Origin of the sequence: Pseudomonas sp. Q12-87 (assembly GCF_001269755.1) — a bacterium.
Classification (GTDB): domain Bacteria; phylum Pseudomonadota; class Gammaproteobacteria; order Pseudomonadales; family Pseudomonadaceae; genus Aquipseudomonas; species Aquipseudomonas fluorescens_S.
Genome location: NZ_LHVI01000024.1, coordinates 96,616 through 119,210 on the forward strand (window position 1 = coordinate 96,616; position 22,595 = coordinate 119,210).

Genomic DNA, 22,595 nt, shown 5'->3' on the forward strand with positions numbered 1-22,595 from the left:
GACCATCCCGCACGCCCCCCCCAATGCACAGGCAATTTCCTCTGTGTTTAGCGAAGTATTCGCCTTCCTCGAGCATTGAGCAGCCCGCATGCCCGCAACGCTTTTAAGACTGATTTTTGCCATTTTAATTTTTGTCTTCCTGGCAAAAACACTAGATATCCAGCTAGCGTCATTAATTGATGGCATTAAAGCATGGCAATATCTTGCGTTGGCTGCGGGCATTCCCTTGACGCTAAGCTCGTTTTTCTCCATCAGTCGCTGGCAAGTATTTTTACGACTCAACTCAATTGATGAAGCGTTACCCAGTCTATGGAAGGTGAGCTTGGTCTCTCAGTTTCAAGGCTTGGTTTTTCCATCGTCACAAGGCGGAGACGCTTTTCGTATGCTCCATATCGAGCGACGTCACCCGGATAAGCGAGGAACGGCCGGCAGTACCGTCATTATAGATAGGATGATGGGCCTATTGGTGCTGTGTGCTCTTACCCTTTGCGCTCTGCCTTTTCTACCGAAATCAGACAATTACACTTCGCTCAACATTACCGTTCTCGTTATCAGTTGCATCGCAGTCGGCGCGCAAATTTCATTCAGCAGTAGAAAAATCCATACACTCTATAGCCATCTCATTTTTCAGAACTCGCTGCTGTCTCGCCTATTAGGATATATAGAAAAACTTCACGCCAGCACGGTCAGCTTTCCTTATCAACGGGCGCTTAAAAGTTCCTTGCTCTATATTTTCTGCCATCAAATATCGCTAATATTGGTGGTATATCTGGTATTTCGAGCGTATGGCTACGACATCCCCTTCGTTCAACATTTAGCACTATATCCTGTCATTGCTATCCTGACCATGGTTCCATTAACCATTGGCGGGCTCGGCGTGCGAGAAGGTTTTTTTGTATATTTTTATGGTTTGTTGGACGTACCGGCCAACGTAGCTGTAGGTGCCTCCCTGGCAAATTACACGTTGATGGTACTAATCCCCGCCACTTGTGGCGCAATTATTTATTTGTGGGATACCCTTCGAGACAGCCGCCTGAAGCGCATTAACTAACAGAGAGCTTAGGCAATGAACTTAGATCGCACCCCGTTCCCCAAGTCGGCCTTCGAAGTCCTTGCTCCGCCTGAGGCACGGCATTGGTGGTTTCGGGCCCGTAACCGAGTAATTATGTGGGTATTGAGATCTCGTATCGGCGACATTCGCAATTTTTTGGAAATTGGTTGCGGTATTGGTTTTGTGCTGGATGGCACCCACCAAGATTACCCCGACGACGAATCGGATCCTGGAATTCGTCATGAAGATAGAGCATAGCTTGTTGAAGGCAGGTATCACGCTCCCCTTCGGGAGTTCGCTCCTGTTGTTAGCTAGAAAACAATAATCCGGAGACATGCAGTGAGCGACCTTAAAATTCCCTTCAATCGCCCTTATATGACGGGTAAAGAGCTTTATTATATCGCCGAAGCAAAATTCCTCAATAAACTCTCCGGTGACGGCCCCTTCACCCGACGTTGCCACCAGTGGCTGGAACAGTATAGCCACAGTGAAAAAGCGTTATTGACACACTCATGTACTGCGGCCTTGGAAATGTCAGCTCTACTGCTGGATATTCAACCCGGGGACGAAGTCATCATGCCGTCTTACACATTCGTCTCCACCGCTAACGCATTTGTATTGCGCGGCGGGATACCAGTGTTTGTGGATATCAGAGAAGATACCTTGAATTTAGACGAAAGGTTAATTGAAGCCGCAATTACACCTCGCACCAAGGCAATCGTTCCGGTTCACTACGCAGGCGTTGCCTGCGAAATGGACACGATAATGGAGATCGCCCGCCGACACGGCCTCTACGTCGTAGAGGATGCTGCACAGGGTGTCATGGCGTCTTATAAAGGAAGAGCTTTAGGTAGTATTGGTGATTTAGGTGCGTATAGCTTCCATGAAACCAAGAATGTGATCTCCGGCGAAGGTGGCGCTCTATTGGTTAACGACCCGGCAATGTCGTTACGCGCCGAAATCATCCGCGAGAAAGGTACGGACCGAAGCCGCTTCTTCAGGGGCGAAGTCGACAAATACACATGGCAGGAAGTTGGATCATCTTATCTCCCAGGAGAATTGACCGCCGCGTTTCTTTGGGCACAGCTGGAAGAGGCACAGTCAATCACACAGAATCGCCTGAATAGCTGGAGCCGCTATCACCAGGCGCTCAAGGAGCTTGAATTGAAAGGCGCGGTGCGCCGTCCGATCATCCCGGAAAACTGTACGCATAATGCCCATATGTACTATGTATTACTTGCTCCCGGCATTGACCGCCAGCGCACGCTAGATAAACTCAAGCTCGACCATATTTATTCGGTGTTCCACTACGTACCGCTGCACTCCTCTCCAGCTGGGCTACGTTACGGTCGTACCCATGGCACGATGACAAATACAGATACCTTGTCGGAACGCTTGATCCGCCTGCCACTCTGGATGGGGCTGAGTGAAGACCAACTCACCCATATCGTCGACTCGCTACAGCGCGCCGTTTCCTGAAAAGAGGATGCGTGGCGATTTCGAATATGTTGGTGCAACGCTAGAACTATCGGATGGAATGCAAAAAGGCCGGCCATCGAAGCCGGCCTTTTTCGCTAGCTACTTAGCCCTTATCTCACTTCCAGTTTGTCACGATTCCGATCCACTATAGCCTTGCCAATTCCCTTGACCTCCAATAGCTCTTCAACCGACGAAAATGCCCCATTGCTCTCACGATAAGCCACAATCGCCTTGGCCTTGGCCTCTCCAACTCCCAACAACTCACGTTGCAAGGTCGTGGCATCTGCACCATTAAGATCAATTTTAACGCGTTGAGATGCTCCCACGTCAACGGCTTGCTGCGAGGCTACGGTTTCCAGTTTCGCGGCAGGTGCGGCGACAGCACCTATTGAGGCGCTGGTCAGAAGGGCAAAAACCAAGGAGTAGAAATAACGTGTACGCATCTGTGAAGCTCCATGACATCGTTAAGAAGAAACAGCTTTTTTCCCAAGCTGCCTCTCAAACTTAGGCGATGATGCACCGCTGTCAAAAATGTGTACGTTACCGGTTGTGTAACAATCAGGGCTCAAGACGCCGCTGCTGATAGATCCAGTCGACAATCTCTCCATCCGGGGCGTAACCACTGACAGTTTCCCGAAGCAGTTGGCGGACCCTGGCATAGTCATCCCGCTCAATCGCGACCAGCAATTCAGCCAGCTTGCTCTTGAGGACGTCCCAAGGCAGGTAGTCTTCGTTGGCACTCATGATCATTGGGTGCTGGGTCGCGACGACGTCGTGACCAATTAGCAACTCTTCGAAAAGCTTCTCGCCCGGGCGCAGGCCGGTGAACTGGATTGCAATGTCGCCGTGGGGGTTCTTTTCTGATCGAACGCTCAGGCCGGACAGATGAATCATTTTTTCCGCCAGCTCGACAATCTTCACGGGATCCCCCATGTCCAGCACAAACACATCTCCGCCCAACCCCATGGAGCCTGCCTGGATAACCAACTGTGCGGCCTCGGGAATGGTCATGAAATAGCGGGTGATCTTGGGGTGGGTAACCGTCAACGGCCCGCCGGATTTAATCTGTTTGTGGAACAAGGGTATAACCGAACCGGACGAGCCCAATACATTGCCGAACCGGACCATGGTGAAACGCGTTTTGTTAACCCGCGAGACGTTGCCCTTGTCGCCAAACAACACGGGGGCCAACTCACGGCTGAGGGCTTGCAATGTCAGCTCCGCAAGCCGTTTGGTGCTGCCCATTACATTGGTCGGGCGCACCGCTTTATCCGTGGAGATCAGGACGAAATTCGACACCCCCGCCTGTAACGAAGCCTGTGCTGTGTTCAATGTGCCGATTACGTTGTTCAGGATGCCTTCGGCGATGTTGTGCTCGACCATCGGGACGTGTTTATAAGCGGCGGCGTGATAAACCGTATCGACACTCCAGGTCTTCATCACGTCGAGCAGTTTGTCCTGGTCTCGTACCGATCCCAGAATAGGCAATAGCCGAACCGACAACGATTCCCGAATGACTCGAGGTTCAAGTTCGGACAGGATGCTATAGAGATTGAATTCGCTGTGCTCATACAGCAGCAAGGTAGTCGGCTTCAATGCCAGGATTTGGCGACAAAGCTCGGAACCAATCGAACCACCGGCCCCAGTGACCAAGACAGATTGTCCAGCGATACAATGTTCAAGCAGGTCAGCTTGTGCGGGTACCGAATCGCGCCCGAGAAGGTCCGCGATGTCTACTTCCTGAATATCATCGACCTTGACCCGACCACTGGCCAGGTCCATGAAGCCCGGAACGCTGCGCACATGCAGCGGGAAACCTTCAAGCAGCGCCAATATCTCCCGACGACGCCCACGTGAGGAGGAAGGCACCGCCAGCAGGATTTCTTCTGCGCCGGTTGTATCAATCATCTTTTGAATATTTCTGGGTGCGTAGACCTGCAACCCGGCGATCACGCGGTCTGCGATATTACTGTCATCATCGATAAATGCGACCGGTCGCATCACCCGCCCCATGCGTAGCGCGGCCACTAATTGATTACCAGCGGCTCCGGCCCCGTAGATAGCAACCTTGGGCAGACCATCGTCTCGATTGGCGAATGGAACATGTTGAGCTGCGGTGAACCAGTCCCCCAGGAAATACTGCCGCATCATCAGGCGTAAACCGCCAATCATGATCAGGCTCAACCACCAATAATTGAAAATAATGGAGCGTGGCACTACGGTTTTATGATTGCTATACCAATACACCACAAGGGCCAGCAGCAAGGCCGAAAGGCTGACCGCCTTGCAAATCGTGATCAGCGCATCGTTACCGAAATAACGCATGACAGCGCGATACATGCCAAATCGGATGAAGATCGGGATGGCAACCAACGGGGCAGAGCCGAAAAGCCATAAATGCGTAGCAATCGGGCTGGCCAATGCCTCAACACCCAGACGAACGACGAACGCCAGCCAGAGGGCGATCCAGACGAGAATAATGTCCGTTGCCAGTTGTAGCGCCCGCTTGTGGCGTCGTGGCAACCCTAGCAGGGCGACTCTTAATTTATCCATAAATCCTTTACGCATCTTGACCTGCCTCTGGTGCAACTCCGTTTTTATTGAACCGGGCGACGTCACGCATGACTGATAAAACGCTCATCAAAAAGAGTGCCTGTGTCAGCTTCGAAAGTTAGACCTTCTCTGGCCATCCCAGCGTGAACTGAATGACATGGCACCGGCGGCACGTTAATACCTGCCGCGCCGCGCCAGGCTCCTGAAATTTCACGCATCAGCAGCAATGCCTGAGAACGCAGTGGTATTGCGCAATCAGTTGAATCCGCGTAATGCTTGATTAATCAAACTGCCTGGACGAATGCTCAGCGCTGTCTCCTCTTCTCTGCCTTTTTGATTGGATTGTAGCAATAAGCTATTGCGCATCAGCAGGGCCCGTCATGAAATGGAGCATGCCCGCAATGACGTTCCCAGGCCAACAGGAAATTAATGAAAGTTTTTTACCCCTGGCAACACGATATCCACAGCCCATCCGAAAGCTGGATCTCGGCCCAGACGCCCAGTTTTGCGGACTGCCGTTGTCCCCTAAACTTAAACGGCAAGCCTATCCTCCTGGCAACCACCAACGTGCTCCATTAACGATCCCTGTGTTGCGGAATCAAGCGTTGTTGCTGGAATATCCAATCGACGATTTCACCTTCGGGCGCGTAACCGCTTACGGTTTCGCGTAGCAGCATTCGGACCCGTGAGTAATCATCCATGGTAACGGCGGCCATCAGATCATCCAGTTTGGCCTTGAGTTGTTCCCATGGCAGATGGTCTTCGTTGGCGCTCATGATCATCGGGTGCTGTGTCGCGACCACGTTGTCACCTATCAGCAATTCTTCATAAAGCTTTTCACCAGGCCGCAAACCGGTGAATTCAATCGCAATATCACCGTGCACGTTCTTCTCGGAGCACACATTCAAGCCAGACAAGTGAACCATTCTTTCGGCAAGCTCGGCGATTTTTACAGGCTCCCCCATGTCTAGCACAAACACATCTCCGCCTCGCCCCATCGATCCCGCCTGGATCACCAACTGGGCCGCCTCTGGAATTGTCATGAAATAACGGGTGATATTGGGATGCGTAACGGTGATGGGACCGCCGGATTTAATCTGCTGGCGGAAACGCGGAATAACCGAGCCGGAGGACCCCAGCACATTGCCGAAGCGCACCATGACGAAACGAGTCTTATTGACCCGGGCAACATTACCGCTGTCAGCGAAGAGCACCGGCGCAAGTTCTTGACTCAGCGCCTGCAAGACCATTTCTGCCAGGCGCTTGGTGCTGCCCATGATATTAGTAGGGCGCACGGCCTTGTCCGTGGAAATGAGCACGAAGTTCTCGACCTGGGCCTTCAACGCCGCTTGCGCGGTATTCAACGTACCGATGACGTTGTTAAGCATACCTTCAGCAATATTGTGCTCCACCAACGGCACATGCTTATAGGCTGCGGCGTGATACACCGTCTCGACGTTCCAGGAAGTCATGACGTCAAACATTTTAGCCGCATTACGCACTGAGCCCAGAATTGGCAACAAATTCACCGGGATCGATTGTCGGGCGATGACCTCCTCCAGTTCGCTCAAAATACTGTAGAGGTTGAACTCACTGTGATCGAACAACAGTAAAGTCGCCGGTTGCAGGGCGAGAATCTGTCGACAGAGTTCAGAACCGATCGACCCGCCCGCTCCCGTGACCAGAACGACCTTTGCGCTGATACAACGGGACAGAAGCTCGGGTTGCGCAGGCACCGCATCGCGCCCCAACAAGTCGGCAATATCGACCTCTTGGATGTCGTCAACTTTCACACGGCCACTGGCCAGATCCATAAAACCCGGCACGCTGCGTACGTGCAGTGGATATCCTTCCAAATACTCGAGGATTTCACGGCGTCGCGCACGACTCGCCGACGGAACGGCCAAGAGCACTTCCTGAGCGCCGGTGAGCTCAATCATCTTCTGGATATGCTTGGGTTTGAACACCTGCAAACCAGAGATCATGCGATTCGCGATACTGGTGTCGTCATCGATGAAAGCTACCGGCTGCATATCTCGACCAATACGCAAAGCCGCCACAAGCTGATTACCGGCAGCCCCGGCTCCGTAGATCGCCACTTTGGTAAGACCGGCCCCCCGGTTGACGAAGGGCACTTGGCCGGAGGGAATGAACCAATCGCCCATGAAATACTGACGCATAAGCAATCTCAAGCCGCCAATCATCACCAGGCTGAGCCACCAATAATTGAAGATAACCGAACGCGGCACAGGCGCCATATAAGAGGCGCCCCAGTACACCACGAGCGCCAAAACCAACGCGCTCAGGCTGACGGCCTTGACGATCGCGATCAAGGCATCGTTACCCAAGTAACGCATGACGGCACGGTACATACCAAAACGCACGAACAATGGGATAGCAATTAAAGAAGCACTGACAAGGAGCCACGGATGACTGCTAAACGGATTGATCATCTCGTCGAAGCCAAGGCGCACTGCGAACGCCAACCACAGGGCGGTCCAGACCAGCAGCACATCGGTCATGACCTGAAGCAGGCGTTTCTGCCGACGTGGCAGGCCCAGCAATGCAATGCGAAGTCTATCCATGAATATTTCCAGCACCTTGTTGTTCGTACCCATTCTTGTTATGTCCAGTTGCTCGATGACAGCCGTCCATGACCCGTTTCACATCTTTACCTGGGACATTCAGGCGTCCTCCAACTGGCCGGCCTTGAACTTGAAAGCCAATAACACCAGCGGCACGTAGGCCAGCAAAACACCCATCAGCCCATCCAGCTTCAGGACCACGACGCACCACGCGAGGGGAAACAACCACAGCACGTTGATCGCCGCCACTGCCAACGTGACAGGGCGATGGCGCCCATAATGACGCGAGGCAAACTGATAGGCATGGCTACGATGGGCCTCGTAGACTTTATCACCCCGCAAAAACCGCCGGATCAGGGTGACGGTCGCATCGACAATGAACACTCCCAGCAGAATCAGCCATGCCCAGAAGAAGGCCGGGGAAACCCAGGCGGCTTGCAGAGACATGATCCCAAGTGCGATGCCCAGGAAGCCACTGCCCGCGTCTCCCATGAAGATTTTCGCGGGCGGAAAATTCCAGAAAAAAAAGCCCAGCACGGCAGCGGCCAAGACCAGCGGAGGCCAGATCAGGCCGGTGAAACCCGACAGTACGTAGAGAGCACTCGCCCCCAGGCAGGCCAGCACAGCCTCTATACTGGCGATACCGTCAATACCGTCCATGAAGTTATACAGGTTGAGAATCCAGACAAGATAAAAAGCAGCCAGAGCATGACCTATCCAGGATAGATCAACGCTGACACCAAACAGGTCCAGGGGCGCTAAGCCTTGAAGCCATATCAACGCCCAGACAGCTGCACTGAAATGCCCAAGCAATCGCCACCGTGCGGCAATATGTCCATGGTCATCCATGAAACCCACGATGGCGACCAATGCACCTGCCCCACCCAACGCAACCATGTAGTGAAGCTGTACCAAACCCAGCTGGCCGAGCAAAGGCAAGGTCATCAGGAACGCCACGACGATGGCGACGCCCCCGCCCCGGGGCGTCGGGATACTGTGAGAGCTGCGTGCATTCGGAATATCGATGATGCTACGCGCCAAGGCATACCGGCGCAGCCCGGCAGTCATGAGTAGCGACGCCATCGTGACAGAGGCAAATATCCAGAAATACGTCATTTATCTTGATTCGTCCTGAAATGCCGTGCGGTCTTGGCCAGTGCATCATCGACACTCACGGGAGGGTTCCAATTCAAAAGTGTACGGGTCTTCTCGATACTGACCTGCAGCGAACCACAAAGGCGCTGGGACAATGCTTTCCTGCCCAGCATGCTGGCGCCGCGCTCGAGTATCCAACTAGGGACCGGAATCAACCGCGCTGGTTTACCCAGCGCGTGGGCCATCCGGCTTAGCAACATCGTGGTCGACAGATCTTCTCCATCGTTGACCAGGAAGGTCTGGTTCGCCGCCGCTGGATGGTCGATACACGTTACGATGAGATCGACCAGATTATCGATGCTCACTAGGCTTCGCCGGTTATCGATGGCGCCGAATGGCAAAGGCACGCCTTTGTCCAACCAACGCATCATATTCAAGAAATTAGCCTTCACGCCGGGCCCATAAACCAGGACAGGCCGGATGACGACCACTTCCATCCCTGTCGCCAGCGCAACTTCCCGCAGCCCCTGCTCAGCCTCCTGCTTGGACACGCCATACGGGTCCGTTGGAGCAGGCATATCGTCCGCAGTATAAGGTTGGCCGGTCGAGGTACCTTCCCCGTTCACTTTGATGGAGCTGATAAAGATAAATCGACGGACGCCGGCTTCAGCTGCTTGCCTTGCAAAATTCAGCGTTCCTTCAACGTTCACCTGCCGAAAAGCAGCCAGCGGATCAGCTTCTGTATCATTCATTACGTGCACGCGAGCGGCGCAATGAATGATCGCATCCACATTCGCCAAGTGCGTGTGCCATTGGGTTTGTGCAGAGAACGAGTCAATTCGCACAGTATTGATAGGCGCCGATAAATTCCGATCACCGCGAACCACCGCGAATACCGATTTTCCTGAGTCTGCCTGCAACCGCACGGATACCGCTCCACCTACAAATCCGCTCGCGCCGGTCACGAGAATACTTTTCTGCATCAGTGATTGACCTTTCGTAGCGTGGCTTTTCTGAAGATATCTTCCAAACGCGTCAGCAGCCGTTGCTTGGAGTAGTGCTGAAGATAATACTCACGGCCGCTCTCTCCCATGACCTTACGTAAGGGAGGAGTGATAGCCGCCAATGCCTGAGTGATACGTGCCAAGCCATCCGCGTCGCCGGATGCACATGTAAACCCTGCACCGGACTCATCAATTACACGTGCTGCTTCCCCATTGATCATTCCCAGCAGAGGCTTCCCGGAGGCTAGGTAAGCCTGGACTTTGCCGGGAATGGTTTTTTCAAACACATCATTGGTCTTCAGTGACACCAACAGTGCATCGGCGTTGGCAAACAAGGCAGGCATGGCATCCAATGGATGCCTGCCCAAGAGCAGAACGTTGTCCAAGCCTCGCTTACTCACCTGTTGGCTCAGCCATTGACTCATCCGGCCATCACCGACGATGGCCCAACGCACAGCGACTTTCCCACGCAGTTGCTCAGCAGCGTCCAGCACCGCAGGGAAATCCTGGGCCTCCCCCAGATTCCCAGCAAATACCACCGTAAAAACCGACTCGTCACGTGCAAGTATCGAGGTCAAGTGATTCGGAGCTGCAGAGAAGTCGTCTTCAGCCCAACTGGGAAAGTAAATCAAGCGTCGCGGGTCCATGGGACGTGTACAGTAGCCTCGGACGTTATCAAAAAAACCATTGGACTGTAGCAAAAGGTAGTCAGCACGGTTATAGATCCAAGACACCATTCGACCAACCATGGACAACAACGCCGGTTGTTTCAAAACGCCGACGGCCTTTAAAGTGTCCGGCCACAAATCCAATACCCAGATAAACACGGGGGCTTTCTTTAAACGGCCGATCACCAACGCAGGGATCGCCGCCATGATCGGGGAAACTGCGTAGACGAATACGGCATCGAAACTGCGTCCTCGCAACGCATACGCACCTAGGGTCGAAGCACTGGAAAAAAAACTCAGGTAGTTGAAAATCAACTGTATGCTGCGTTTGCCGCGCGGGAGCATAGGCACCCGCACAACGCGGGCACCCTGATATTCGGTGAACTGTGCAGGTGCCGCCTTGTAGGCTTCAAACACCACCCCTTCCGGATAATTGGGCACTCCGGTAAGCACTGTTACCGCGTGCCCTTTTTCGGTGAAGTCACGTACCAAGTCGTTGATGCGCATGTTCTCTGGCCAGAAATACTGCGTCACCACCAAAATATTCAGCTTGCTCTCTGGCATTTTCACAACTCGACTCAATACCGCTTCCAAACAACACGGTTTACGTAGTCAGTATAACTGTGCAGGATCCTAGCAACTTTTTCAGAAACGTTAGGCATGCTGTAGTCCGCCACCAAGCGAAGGCTGCGCTCACTACCTGATTTTTGTGTCTGAAGGATACTCAGCCCTTGCAGCACTCGCTCGACTTCCAGCCCGACCATCATTACAGCCGCTTCTTCCATACCCTCTGGTCGCTCATGAGCTTCACGCAAGTTCAAGGCGGGAAAATTGAGAATCGAAGACTCTTCATTGATGGTGCCGCTGTCAGAGAGAGCCGCACGTGACTCCAGTTGCAGCTTGTTGTAATCCATGAATCCCAAGGGCTTGAGCAATCGGACATTTTCATGAAACACGATGCCCATCGCATCAACACGCTTTTGGGTGCGCGGATGGGTAGAGACGATAACAGGCTGGCCGAACGTACTGGCCACGGTATTGAGCACCTCGACCAATTTGAGAAAGTTCTTATCCGAGTCGACGTTTTCTTCACGGTGAGCACTGACAACAAAGAACTTACCCGCCTCCAACCCAAGTCGCTCCAAGACGTTTGAAGCCTCGATGCTATCGCGATAATGGTTGAGCACTTCAAACATGGGACTGCCCGTCTTGATCACACGATCTGCAGGCAAACCTTCGCTTAGCAAATAATCCCGGGCGATAGTGCTATAGGTCAGGTTGATGTCCGCTGTGTGGTCAACGATACGTCGGTTGATCTCCTCAGGGACGCGCATATCAAAGCAACGGTTTCCGGCTTCCATATGGAATGTCGGAATCTTGCGCCGTTTGGCGGGGATAACGGCCATGCAACTGTTTGTATCGCCCAGTACCAGCACGGCTTCAGGCTCGATGGTAGCCAGCACCCGGTCCACCGCGATGATTACATTGCCGATGGTTTCCGCGCCGGTGGTCCCGGCAGCATTCAAGAAGTGATCAGGCTTTCGGATGCCTAAGTCTTGAAAGAAAATCTCGTTCAGCTCGTAGTCGTAATTCTGCCCAGTATGGACAAGGATATGCTCACAATACTGGTCAAGCGCGGCCATGACCCGTGATAAACGGATGATTTCCGGGCGAGTTCCGACGACAGTCACGACTTTCAGTTTTTTCATTTTCTCAGGCCATTTTTGAATAAATTAAATGTGCTTAACATATCAGCCACCACGCCACCGCGCATTAAGTCAACGACAGCCACTCAAGCTCTTTACAGGAGATGAAATATTCGGAGATTTCATTTCGCACGCCTACTGACACGCAATCTCTGAACATCTGATGTTAAGCCTCTGTGCCAACTGGCAGTGCGTAAGTATCCGGCGCAGAACGATCGAAAATTTCGTTAGCCCAAAGCAACACGATCATTTCATCGGTGCCAATATTCGTGATGTCGTGCGTCCACCCTGGCACGGTTTCAACTATTTCCGAACGCTCGCCTGTTGTGGTCAGCTTATAGAACTCACCCGACACTATATGGCGGAATCGAAAGCAGGCAGTACCTTTGATAACAAGAAACTTTTCAGTTTTCGAGTGGTGATAGTGTCCGCCGCGAGTAATGCCCGGGTGTGCGGTGAAATAAGAAAACTGGCCAGAATCCTTAGTCTTTAACATCTCAACAAAAGCACCTCGAGGATCAACGTGCCTTGGAACTTCGTAAGTAAATTGATCTGGGGACAGATAGCTGAGGTACGTAGAATACAACGCCCGACACAACCCTGCTCCAACACGCTCGGATATCATCGTATCGCGACTGTCGCGAAAAGATTCCAGCTGCTCAGCAAGCGCGCCTACAGTGGTATCGTACTGAGGCACAACTTCTACAAAAGGGGTTCCTTCCCTTCTCCCCTCTAGAACATCCATAAAGCATTGTACGACATCATCAACATACGTAAGCTTTAGAGCCGCACTGGGATCATTTATTGAGATCGGCAATCCGTGTGCAATGTTATGGCAAAATGTAGCTACGGCTGAATTGTAGTTAGGTCGCGCCCATTTTCCGAAGACATTCGGCAAACGAAATATATGTACCGGCGATCCGGTATCATTTTGTAAATCGCGTAATAACTGCTCAGCCCCAAGCTTACTGCTTCCATAGGGATTATCCAAGGGCGCTTGAATAGACGATGTATAGACCACAGGTACCGGCCGACCACGCTTTCGGATCGCATCACAAAGGACACCAGTAAGATCAGTGTTACCCTTTTGGAAATCCAAAGGATCTTGAGGGCGATTGATCCCCGCCAAATGGAAAATAAAATCCACTTGATCAATTAAACTTGGGAGGCTCGCGATAGAATCATTACGCGTAAATGATAATACCTCAACATCGGATTTTACACTAAAATGCGATATGAGATTGCGACCAATAAAGCCGTTAGCACCTGTGATCAAAATTTTCATTAATTACTCCTCGGGCACCGCGTGCTCACCACGCTGAATCGCACGCATGAAGTCCAACTTGAGCAACAGTTCGCGCATACCTTCTACATCGAGACGCTCAGTGTTATGAGAATTATAATCTTCGGTACGAGAAATTTTTGTTTCACCTTGCTCTACAAACTTAGCATAGTTCAGATCGCGTAAGTCAGGAGGCACACGAAAATAATCGCCACGGTCCTCAGCACATGCCATTTCTTCGCGACTTAGTAAAGCTTCAAAGAGTTTCTCGCCGTGCCGTGTACCAATTACCTGAATAGGGTGATCTGGCACATCAAGCATACTAGTCAATGCTTGCGCTAAGACTTCCACCGTAGCTGCCGGAGCTTTCTGAACGAACATGTCGCCATTCGAGCCATGCTCAAACGCATACAATACCAGATCAACGGCATCCGCGAGAGTCATCATGAATCGAGTCATGTTAGGATCAGTCAGACTCAGAGGGGTACCTGATCTAATTTGATCAATAAATAAAGGAATCACCGACCCTCTTGAGGCCATTACGTTCCCATATCGCGTACCACAAATCACAGTGTTGTTATCATTACGCGACTTGGCAACCATTACCTTTTCCATCATCGCTTTGGAGATCCCCATTGCGTTGATTGGATAAACGGCTTTATCCGTGCTGAGGCAAACGACGCGCTTAACATTATTTTGTATTGCTGCTTCAAGCACGTTATCGGTGCCCAGTACGTTCGTCTTAACGGCTTCCATAGGATGGAATTCGCAGGAAGGTACTTGTTTCAAGGCAGCCGCATGAAATATGTAGTCCACCCCGCGTGTAGCGTTAAGGACGCTTTGAAAATCCCTAACATCACCAATGTAAAACTTCAATTTACTATTGGCATATTTTTTGCGCATATCATCTTGCTTTTTCTCATCTCGGCTGAATACGCGTATTTCTTTGATATCGGTATCCAGGAACCGCTTGAGCACTGCGTTTCCGAAGGAACCTGTTCCCCCGGTAATTAAAAGCGTAGAATCCTTGAATGAAATAGCCATAAAAAACCCCTTATAGTAATGAAATAATGATACTTCTCGCGTTTTCTACGCTCAAGTTTTTTTCATAATAATGTCGGCCGTTCCTGCCCAGCTCAGCGCAGAGCGCTGAATCCTCAATCAGCAGGTCCAGCTTCGCCTTCAGCGCCGCCGCGTCACCAGCCACTACAGCATAGCCACCGCGAACGTCGTTTTCCAAAATATCGCCAAAATCCGTAACCGAATCCAGCGACGCCAGAATCGGCAATGAAACTTTAAAGTAATCAAGCGATTTCGATGGGAAACTGGGCACTGTTAACTTCCTAGACAGCGATATGAGACCGACATCGCACGACTGCACAACGTGCTCATATTCTTCCCGCGGAATATAATCAATAAAGATAATATTCTGCAGCCCACGCACCGCAACCGCTTTTTGCAGGCTTTCTTTTTCAGTGCCTTTACCAATAAAAACGAAGGTCACTTCATCTTTTGAATACATCGCGGCCAAGTCAAGTATATTTTCCAATTCTTGCACGATTGACATCGCACCACCGTATATCGCAATGAACCCTTGAGGTGGCAAATTATACTTTTTTCTCACCTCAACTTTATCGACTGGTTCAATTTTCTTGATCTTCGCCCAGATCGGCAAAAGTTTAACTTTTTCTTTTGAGACGGAAGGAAAATTATCGAAAAGAAATCGAGCATTACCTTCAGTCATACAACCGATTCGATCAAAACTGGCATACATCAATTCCTCCAGATATCGAAAAAAACCGAAGAACAGCTTGTTCCTGATCGCACCGAGATCCTTTAAATAGAAAGGAAAAAAATCCCACAACACGAGGAAACTTTTAGAATTATATCGCTTCTTAAAGAAGTGGGACATTCCTAGAATTGTGACGCAAGGCGTATTCGCTATGAGCAAATCACAAAATTTAATCTCTTTGGCAATTTTGTATCTTGCAAGAAAGGGAAATATGAATATTTTCAACGCCGTCCCTATGACTCCGGAGTTATAAAATATCGACGGAAGCTTGATTCGTATTACTTTAATCCCATCTATAACTTTCGTAACCGATTCTGGCTCGTTTTTTAGCCAAGAGAAAACGACGACCGTAACGTCGCTTCCTTGTTCGTTCATAGAATAGGCCAACTCATTAGTGAGCCAAGCGTCTTTTTTGTCGTCAGCATACTTGGTGGTAAGCAGTACAATATCTTTACGCAAGCTCATCATTTGGACCACAGCTCGTCAAGTTGATTGAGTAGGTTATCTGTTCGCTCCTGCCCCGTCGAATTGTGCATATCATAAAACAGCTGACTCTGGTAGGGGATATAAACGATGGAAAGCGGACTCGAGAGAAATCGATAAAACGGCAAATACCCGACTAATGCAATTACAAAAACCGTAACCAGCCGGCTTGTATAGTTTAAGCGCAACAATGTATTCAATGCCGCACCGATTAAAAACACCGCAAAAAAATACTGGTATCTAGTAGACAGTGTTGGAAATCCAAATATTATCAGAGGGATAAGCAAGCCCACAAATGCCAGACGATAGAGGATGGGAGGTGCTGATTGTTTGGTATCGTTTTGAGCGCCACCGTTACCCCATGCTAGATAGATGCTTGAAAAAATCACAACAGACACAAGGACATAGGCTGCACGGTAGGCAAAAGAAGCATTAAACACATCCCTATCCAGATAAATCATGTACTTGGGGTCCACATAAATTATAAGCACTTCTACGGCAGCACGAATAACATCCAACGAAGATAAATACAGCGCAACCGAGACCAGAAAGACGATTAGAAACGTCGTTCGACTCAAGGGAAACCAATAAATTAACAGTAACAACAACACTCCACCCAATACCGAGTAGTGTATAGAGGTAGCGATGGCGAACAGCGTAAATGCAAGAATCCGCCTTCCCGATAAAAATTTATGTGCTCCAAGTAAGAAGATACTAACCGCCAACCCCTGCCTAAGTAAGGAAAACGCGGGAATCAAATAAAAGTCCGGGACAGAGTACATTACAGCCAATACCAGCAGACAATGCTTGGGAAAAAAACTCCTCACTACGATGGATATGAATACAATCTCAGCAATAGAAACCAAAGCGGAAAAATGCTCAAACGCCAGATCAAGGAACGATGAAACATGAACCAGCCATTCATATCCAAATTCAAAATCCAGATAAAACTCTTCACCACTTCGTATTGCATTGTAATGTGATTCGTAGATTGGCCAGTCGTAGCCTGTCTGAAATTTCAGTCCAACAAACAAGGAGAGAAGCGCCACTTGAAATGTATATATCGCCACGGACGGTGAAGTTGCCTTTTTTAATGACAACAGGGCCAACACCCAAATCAGCGCATATATGACATTATATTGCATCATGACGCGGCCGCCCCAACAGACCTTGTTTTATTTCTGCTGACAAAAAACCATAACAGCACTAGAAATAGCGAAATCATGCCCTGCAGAACATAGCCGTAAGCCATACTTTCAAGCCCATAGAGCCTGTAGAAAAAAATACATAATGCCAGATATAAGAATGCCGTAATCATCTCATAAATCAGATAGGCTCTAACGCGCTGTTTGGCGAGCATTACATAAAGAAATATCCAGCCCAGGCATTTCAGCCCGTCCCCTATGACATATGCCTTCAGCACTTCTGAGGAGACTACGAAAGCCTCACCATAAATCAGCCAGACAATAAAATTTGCCAGCTGGCCAACCACGAGGACCAAGACAACGCCAAAAACCAACGCTACTACCGCCATCCGCCAAACAAAGCTGTCCAGAATTCGTCCTTCCATTGCACTATACTTTGGCAATAAAAGAGTAGAAAACAGTACACTACAGATACCCATATAAATATCTGACAGACGTGTTGCTGCGTACCAAAGACCAGACTCAGCCATTGTGCCATTCGTAGCAATATAGTTTCTTAGGAATATCTGCCCTCCATACACAACCACGGCGGACCCCAACGCCATGAAGGAATATGAAACTAATACTTTTAGTATCTCACCATCAATTTTTTTAAAAACACCTCGCATTCGCGGCAGATAAAAACGTTTAGGCAAAAACAGCATGCAGACACCCGCAACAACGGGCGCTAATACCACAGAATAAACCGCCCCTTTTTTCCCAAAAAAGAATGAAATGACGCAAACTGAAAGCGCCGTTATAAAAGCAGTGGCCATAGAGTACCAAAAATACTCATTGTATTTTTGCATCCCATTAAAATAGGATACAAACAAATTATTCAGCCCTAAAAAAAAACCTCCCAACGGCAGAAGCAACAGCACTACCACCCAATCTCCTTGTAAGAAATAACTTGAAATTTCTCTACTTGAAAGAAGAAAAACGACAAAACAAATCAAACTTAAAAAAGCCAACAAAAACGCAGAAGTCCGCACTATACTCTCTTTAGTGTGTTTATCTTCTGCGATCAACTTTACTACACCAGTTGTAGTTACTGATGAAACACCGGCACTTAATATTTGAAGAAAGGATTGGACCTGCCCAACTACAGCCATTCCACTGGGCCCCACGTAAAACGCAACTACCTTTAGCGAGGCGACAGAAAACATCAATTTAAATACAGCCTGAACGGCAATATTTATGATCGGCCGAAGCATTCCCTTTCTTGTTGCCGTACTGCCAACCATAGCGTAACACCTAACACGAGCGGCGCAAAAAACTATAACGACATCGATTTCGAAACCGGAAGTAACTATTTATGTCGTTAGAATCGATCAGACCTACAGCCTGGGGATTCCATGTCCAAAAATGCCACTTTATAAATCAAGGACCAGCATACTTATGACTTAACACTAACGCTGTCAAAATCGAGGTCTGCTGCCGGAACAAACTCACCAGTTTCGATTCAGCCAAGAGATACGAATCGCTGGCATATGCACTACCAACCTGCCTGAAACCTGTCGATCCAGACCTGACGCCATGATATGGATTATTCTTCAACACGAGCTTGAAATACCTGCCTCAACAGCGCGGCCCCAACCCCCAAAACAAGGCCGAGGATCATTCCTTTCAATAAAATAGCCAGCTTATTTGGCTTAATTGGGGTTTGTGGTACCTCCACGTTACCATCCTGCCTATATACCGACACCTGATCAGGTTCGACTTTAAGCATTCGATAGAAATTGTAACGCATCTGCAGCGTGCGCAGATCTGGAATGAATGCATCGTCAGAAACTCTTGCCTCCAACGCGGATACCTCCGCCGCCAAAGCTAAACTTCCTCGCTGATAATCCATCTTACTGCCTGTATCGACAGTGATATCAACCGCAGCAGAGGAATTTATCACAGGCGTTTTCAAACCAATTATTTCAGCAACTTTTAGAGCTTCACGAAGCTGCTGGATACGGTCCTCACGAACCCGTTGAGCATTCTCTCGCAAGCTAGTAATCCGCTGTTCCAGATTCCTTGCCCGAACCGCTGCCTCAGTTGTAACGTTTTTGATCAGCTCTGCCTTGGAGGCCTCACTGGCCCGTTGCACGTAAGCTCTGACCCACTCGGTTGCCTCTGCCGCGTCATCACTCTGGACAACGACCGAGAATCTTTCGGGAGTATCCTTACCCGGTCCTCCTACTATCAGCACACGAGAAAAATTCTCATATAAACGGTCAAGCGGCCCCTTACGCTGAGACTCTTCAAGTGAAGGCAAATAGATGTCACGGAAAAAGGTTTGGCGAAGGGTTTCACTCTGAAGATTGCGAGCAAACAGATCGTACACTTGCTTTATTGAATAGGGTTCCAGCTCAGTGCTCGTGCCACGGCCGTAATTTAACTCAGCAATGCCATTTTGAGTTGGTGGGCTAATATAAAATCTAGCCTCATAGATTGGTTTGGTAAGATAGGCAACCGCCCCAGCCCCAACCGTCACTGCGAACGTAACACCTATAACAAGCCACTTTTGAACCCAAAGATTGCGTAGCAGCGCAATCAAATCAATTTCCTGAGCGTCATTTGCATCAACACGATTATTACGCATACGGTTTCTCAAATGCGGCGGCGGAAAATTTGCCCTTCAATGTGCTGCTTGCACTAAAGGTTAACGCTGAGGAGGTCTCGAAAAAAATTTCGGTAGACCCTGAGAATTCTGACATTGAAAAACACACCCAAATATAAACAATTGCTAACGGCGATCCCTTCACCAGGGTGACAAATCATGTAGCTTTATTTTAACCACAAACGTATCTTCGCGAACCAAGCGAGTGACGGACTGATAACCATCCCCGCCAGAAGCGCAAGGAGTATCAAGGCCGAAACAGGAAGCTGAGGGGCTGACCAACCGGCGAACGCCAAGGATACAGGTTGTGTATTTTCAATTACAAATAGAATAATCGTCAAAGCTACGAGCAGCGCGGCTACGAACAAAGCCACCCGTTTAAAACCCCTCATAGCCCCCCCCCTCTGCGGCCTTTTCGTCAGAACTCATCCCCCTCCTCCTCATTCACCCGATCTCTAAGCTCTTTACCCGGCTTGAAATGAGGAACGAACTTCCCGTCCAGGCTGACGGACTGACCGGTCTTTGGGTTTCGACCTACCCGCGGAGCGCGGTAGTGCAGGGAAAAGCTACCGAAACCACGAATCTCGATACGATCTCCGGTAGCCAGGCACTGGGACATCTGTTCAAGCATGGTCTTGATGGCCAGCTCCACATCCTTGGATGAGAGCAGCCCTTGATGGGTGACAATTCGTTCGATCAACTCCGACTTCGTCATATTTTTCCCTTCTTTTTCAAGCAGCTAGGAAAATCGCTTGAAAAGGTTTTAGCATGACCGGAGGGATTTGAACAGCCCAAGTATTGACATTCTTCCTGACTCCCTTGTCACCTCTTTCCGAGCTGGCAGGGAGACTCTCCTCAAGCTACCGACAGATGACGAGCATCGTACGCGTCAGATAGCCAGCCGGATTAAAACCAAAAGGGTACCGATCTTCATCCTTCGCATCGTCGGATCGGGTAATTACCTTGTAACCCGCCCCCTTGCACTCTCTTGCCGCTCTCTTGTGGCACTTCTCCCAGCCGGAACCCAACCCCGAGCAGTCGACCTCGATACCACTGACACCACGCACTGCGTGGGTCTTGGCGCTTGTAGAGCAACCTGCCAGCACTAAGACACTCAACACCAGAAAGAGCTTGTTCATTCAGTTCCTTTAGACGAGGGTCCGGATCAATCACTTATACAAGTCGGAGCCCCACCTTGAGTAAATTTTTATCTGCTTCATAAAAGAGACAGCCTGGTTAAAGGGTTGGTTTCGCAACGTCTCGAATGAACACCGTCATGGGTAGCAGCTTACGGAGCGCAGAGCACCTTGAAAAATCGCAGGCACAAAAAAGGGCGACCGAAGTCGCCCTTTTTAATGATCAAGCAGAACTCAGTTCTGTTTGGCCATTGCCTGACGCAGCAGTGCAGCCATGGTGGTGTCAGCTGCTTCGCCTTCCGGAGCTGCTTTCAGGCTCTGGATGGCTTCTTTCTCTTCAGCATCGTCTTTCGACTTGATGGAGAGCTGGATTACGCGGCTCTTGCGATCAACGCTGATGATCTTGGCTTCTACTTCTTCGCCTTCTTTCAGAACGTTGCGCGCGTCTTCAACGCGGTCACGGCTGATTTCGGAGGCTTTCAGAGTCGCTTCGATATCGTCGGCCAGGGTGATGATGGCGCCTTTAGCGTCAACTTCTTTCACGATGCCCTTAACGATTGCGCCTTTGTCGTTCTCTTGAACGTACTCGGAGAACGGATCGCTTTCCAGCTGCTTGATACCCAGGGAGATGCGCTCGCGCTCTGGGTCAACCGACAGGATAACGGTGTCCAGCTCGTCGCCCTTCTTGAAACGGCGTACGGCTTCTTCGCCCACTTCGTTCCAGGAGATGTCGGACAGGTGAACCAGGCCGTCGATGCCGCCGTCCAGACCAATGAAGATACCGAAATCGGTGATCGACTTGATGGTGCCGGAGATTTTATCGCCCTTGTTGAACTGGCCAGAGAAGTCTTCCCATGGGTTGGACTTGCACTGCTTGATGCCGAGGGAGATACGACGACGCTCTTCGTCGATGTCCAGAACCATGACTTCCACTTCGTCGCCGACTTGTACGACTTTCGAAGGGTGGATGTTCTTGTTGGTCCAGTCCATTTCGGAAACGTGTACCAGGCCTTCAACGCCTTCTTCCAGCTCAGCGAAGCAGCCGTAGTCGGTCAGGTTGGTAACACGAGCGGTGACGCGGGTGCCTTCTGGGTAACGGGCTTTGATAGCGACCCATGGATCTTCACCCAGTTGCTTGAGGCCCAGGGAAACACGATTGCGCTCGCGATCGTACTTCAGAACCTTGACATCGATCTCGTCGCCAACGTTGACGATTTCCGAAGGATGCTTGATACGCTTCCAGGCCATGTCGGTGATGTGCAGCAGGCCATCGACGCCACCCAGATCGACGAATGCGCCGTAATCGGTGAGGTTCTTGACGATACCCTTGACCTGCTGGCCTTCCTGCAGCGATTCCAGCAGAGCTTCACGCTCGGCGGAGTTCTCGGCTTCCAGGACACTGCGACGGGAAACGACAACGTTGTTGCGCTTCTGGTCCAGCTTGATGACCTTGAATTCCAGCTCTTTGCCTTCCAGGTGCGTGGTATCGCGCACTGGACGGACGTCAACCAGGGAACCTGGCAGGAACGCACGGATGCCGTTAACGTCGACAGTGAAGCCGCCTTTAACCTTACCGTTGATAACGCCCTTGACCACTTCCTCAGCTGCGAAGGCCGCTTCCAGAACGATCCAGCATTCAGCACGCTTGGCTTTCTCACGGGACAGCTTGGTTTCACCAAAGCCATCTTCAACCGAGTCCAGCGCCACGTGAACTTCGTCACCGACGTTGATGTTCAGTTCGCCAGCGTCGTTGTAGAACTGCTCAAGCGGGATAAGCGCTTCAGACTTCAGACCAGCGTGGACGGTTACCCAGCGAGCTTGGTAATCGATATCAACGATAACGCCGGTGATGATGGAGCCTGCCTGAAGGTTCAGGGTTTTCAAGCTTTCTTCAAAGAGTTCCGCAAAGCTTTCGCTCATTTTAATTCCTGTTGATTAGGGCGAAGTAAACGCCCATCTCCACACCCCA

19 protein-coding genes are annotated in these 22,595 nt (G+C 50.3%); 2 read left to right on the plus strand and 17 right to left on the minus strand.

All coding sequences use genetic code 11. From position 1 onward, the window contains the following. The first annotated feature begins 88 nt into the window (after window positions 1-88). Window positions 89-1,051, plus strand: a complete 963-nt coding sequence (locus AD663_RS18805; protein ID WP_053214335.1) for a lysylphosphatidylglycerol synthase transmembrane domain-containing protein — start codon at window positions 89-91, stop codon at window positions 1,049-1,051. Between the two features lie 339 nt (window positions 1,052-1,390). Then, window positions 1,391-2,530: a dTDP-4-amino-4,6-dideoxygalactose transaminase gene (rffA, locus tag AD663_RS18810; RefSeq protein ID WP_003183847.1), complete on the plus strand. Its 1,140-nt coding sequence runs from the start codon at window positions 1,391-1,393 to the stop codon at window positions 2,528-2,530. Window positions 2,531-2,640: 110 nt separating this feature from the next. Here rffA and AD663_RS18815 read toward each other — a convergent pair whose 3' ends face one another. From AD663_RS18815 to rpsA, 17 genes are all read right to left on the minus strand, one after another. Further along, complete coding sequence (locus AD663_RS18815; protein ID WP_003183849.1) at window positions 2,641-2,973, minus strand: helix-hairpin-helix domain-containing protein; 333 nt, start codon at window positions 2,971-2,973, stop codon at window positions 2,641-2,643. A 115-nt stretch (window positions 2,974-3,088) separates the two neighbouring features. Beyond that, complete coding sequence (locus AD663_RS18820) at window positions 3,089-5,083, minus strand: nucleoside-diphosphate sugar epimerase/dehydratase (RefSeq protein ID WP_003183851.1); 1,995 nt, start codon at window positions 5,081-5,083, stop codon at window positions 3,089-3,091. Between the two features lie 575 nt (window positions 5,084-5,658). Continuing rightward, the gene (locus AD663_RS18825) at window positions 5,659-7,668 is read right to left on the minus strand and encodes a nucleoside-diphosphate sugar epimerase/dehydratase (RefSeq protein WP_033046583.1); all 2,010 of its coding nucleotides are present in this window, start codon (window positions 7,666-7,668) and stop codon (window positions 5,659-5,661) included. Window positions 7,669-7,767: 99 nt separating this feature from the next. Then, entirely contained in the window at window positions 7,768-8,784 is a 1,017-nt protein-coding gene (locus AD663_RS18830) for a glycosyltransferase family 4 protein (RefSeq protein WP_003183856.1), read from the minus strand. Next, window positions 8,781-9,746 (minus strand): SDR family oxidoreductase, encoded by a 966-nt coding sequence (locus tag AD663_RS18835; protein WP_003183858.1) that lies wholly within the window; start codon window positions 9,744-9,746, stop codon window positions 8,781-8,783. Before AD663_RS18835 ends, AD663_RS18830 begins: the two co-directional genes overlap by 4 nt. Then, entirely contained in the window at window positions 9,746-10,999 is a 1,254-nt protein-coding gene (locus AD663_RS18840) for a glycosyltransferase family 4 protein (protein WP_053214364.1), read from the minus strand. Before AD663_RS18840 ends, AD663_RS18835 begins: the two co-directional genes overlap by 1 nt. A 14-nt stretch (window positions 11,000-11,013) precedes the next feature. After that, the gene (wecB, locus tag AD663_RS18845) at window positions 11,014-12,144 is read right to left on the minus strand and encodes a non-hydrolyzing UDP-N-acetylglucosamine 2-epimerase (protein ID WP_003183863.1); all 1,131 of its coding nucleotides are present in this window, start codon (window positions 12,142-12,144) and stop codon (window positions 11,014-11,016) included. Between the two features lie 163 nt (window positions 12,145-12,307). Then, window positions 12,308-13,426 carry an NAD-dependent epimerase/dehydratase family protein gene (locus tag AD663_RS18850; protein ID WP_053214336.1) on the minus strand — a complete coding sequence of 373 codons (1,119 nt, stop codon included), beginning with the start codon at window positions 13,424-13,426 and terminating at the stop codon, window positions 12,308-12,310. A 3-nt stretch (window positions 13,427-13,429) separates the two neighbouring features. Further along, window positions 13,430-14,467 (minus strand): polysaccharide biosynthesis protein, encoded by a 1,038-nt coding sequence (locus AD663_RS18855; RefSeq protein ID WP_003183866.1) that lies wholly within the window; start codon window positions 14,465-14,467, stop codon window positions 13,430-13,432. Between the two features lie 10 nt (window positions 14,468-14,477). Then, window positions 14,478-15,683, minus strand: a complete 1,206-nt coding sequence (locus AD663_RS18860) for a glycosyltransferase family 4 protein (RefSeq protein ID WP_003183868.1) — start codon at window positions 15,681-15,683, stop codon at window positions 14,478-14,480. Continuing rightward, window positions 15,680-16,846, minus strand: coding sequence for an EpsG family protein (locus tag AD663_RS18865; RefSeq protein WP_053214337.1), 1,167 nt, complete (start codon window positions 16,844-16,846; stop codon window positions 15,680-15,682). Before AD663_RS18865 ends, AD663_RS18860 begins: the two co-directional genes overlap by 4 nt. Next, a complete protein-coding gene (locus tag AD663_RS18870) occupies window positions 16,843-18,126 on the minus strand; it encodes an oligosaccharide flippase family protein (RefSeq protein ID WP_003183873.1) in 1,284 nt (427 codons plus the stop codon). Before AD663_RS18870 ends, AD663_RS18865 begins: the two co-directional genes overlap by 4 nt. A 302-nt stretch (window positions 18,127-18,428) precedes the next feature. After that, the gene (locus AD663_RS18875) at window positions 18,429-19,472 is read right to left on the minus strand and encodes an LPS O-antigen chain length determinant protein WzzB (RefSeq protein WP_003183875.1); all 1,044 of its coding nucleotides are present in this window, start codon (window positions 19,470-19,472) and stop codon (window positions 18,429-18,431) included. A 185-nt stretch (window positions 19,473-19,657) separates the two neighbouring features. Further along, window positions 19,658-19,882 carry a lipopolysaccharide assembly protein LapA domain-containing protein gene (locus AD663_RS18880; protein ID WP_033046584.1) on the minus strand — a complete coding sequence of 75 codons (225 nt, stop codon included), beginning with the start codon at window positions 19,880-19,882 and terminating at the stop codon, window positions 19,658-19,660. 26 nt (window positions 19,883-19,908) lie between these two features. Continuing rightward, the gene (ihfB, locus tag AD663_RS18885) at window positions 19,909-20,205 is read right to left on the minus strand and encodes an integration host factor subunit beta (protein ID WP_003183877.1); all 297 of its coding nucleotides are present in this window, start codon (window positions 20,203-20,205) and stop codon (window positions 19,909-19,911) included. Between the two features lie 145 nt (window positions 20,206-20,350). Further along, window positions 20,351-20,629, minus strand: coding sequence for a hypothetical protein (locus AD663_RS18890; protein WP_033046187.1), 279 nt, complete (start codon window positions 20,627-20,629; stop codon window positions 20,351-20,353). A gap of 231 nt (window positions 20,630-20,860) precedes the next feature. After that, a complete protein-coding gene (gene rpsA, locus AD663_RS18895; protein WP_003183879.1) occupies window positions 20,861-22,546 on the minus strand; it encodes a 30S ribosomal protein S1 in 1,686 nt (561 codons plus the stop codon). Window positions 22,547-22,595: the final 49 nt, after the last annotated feature.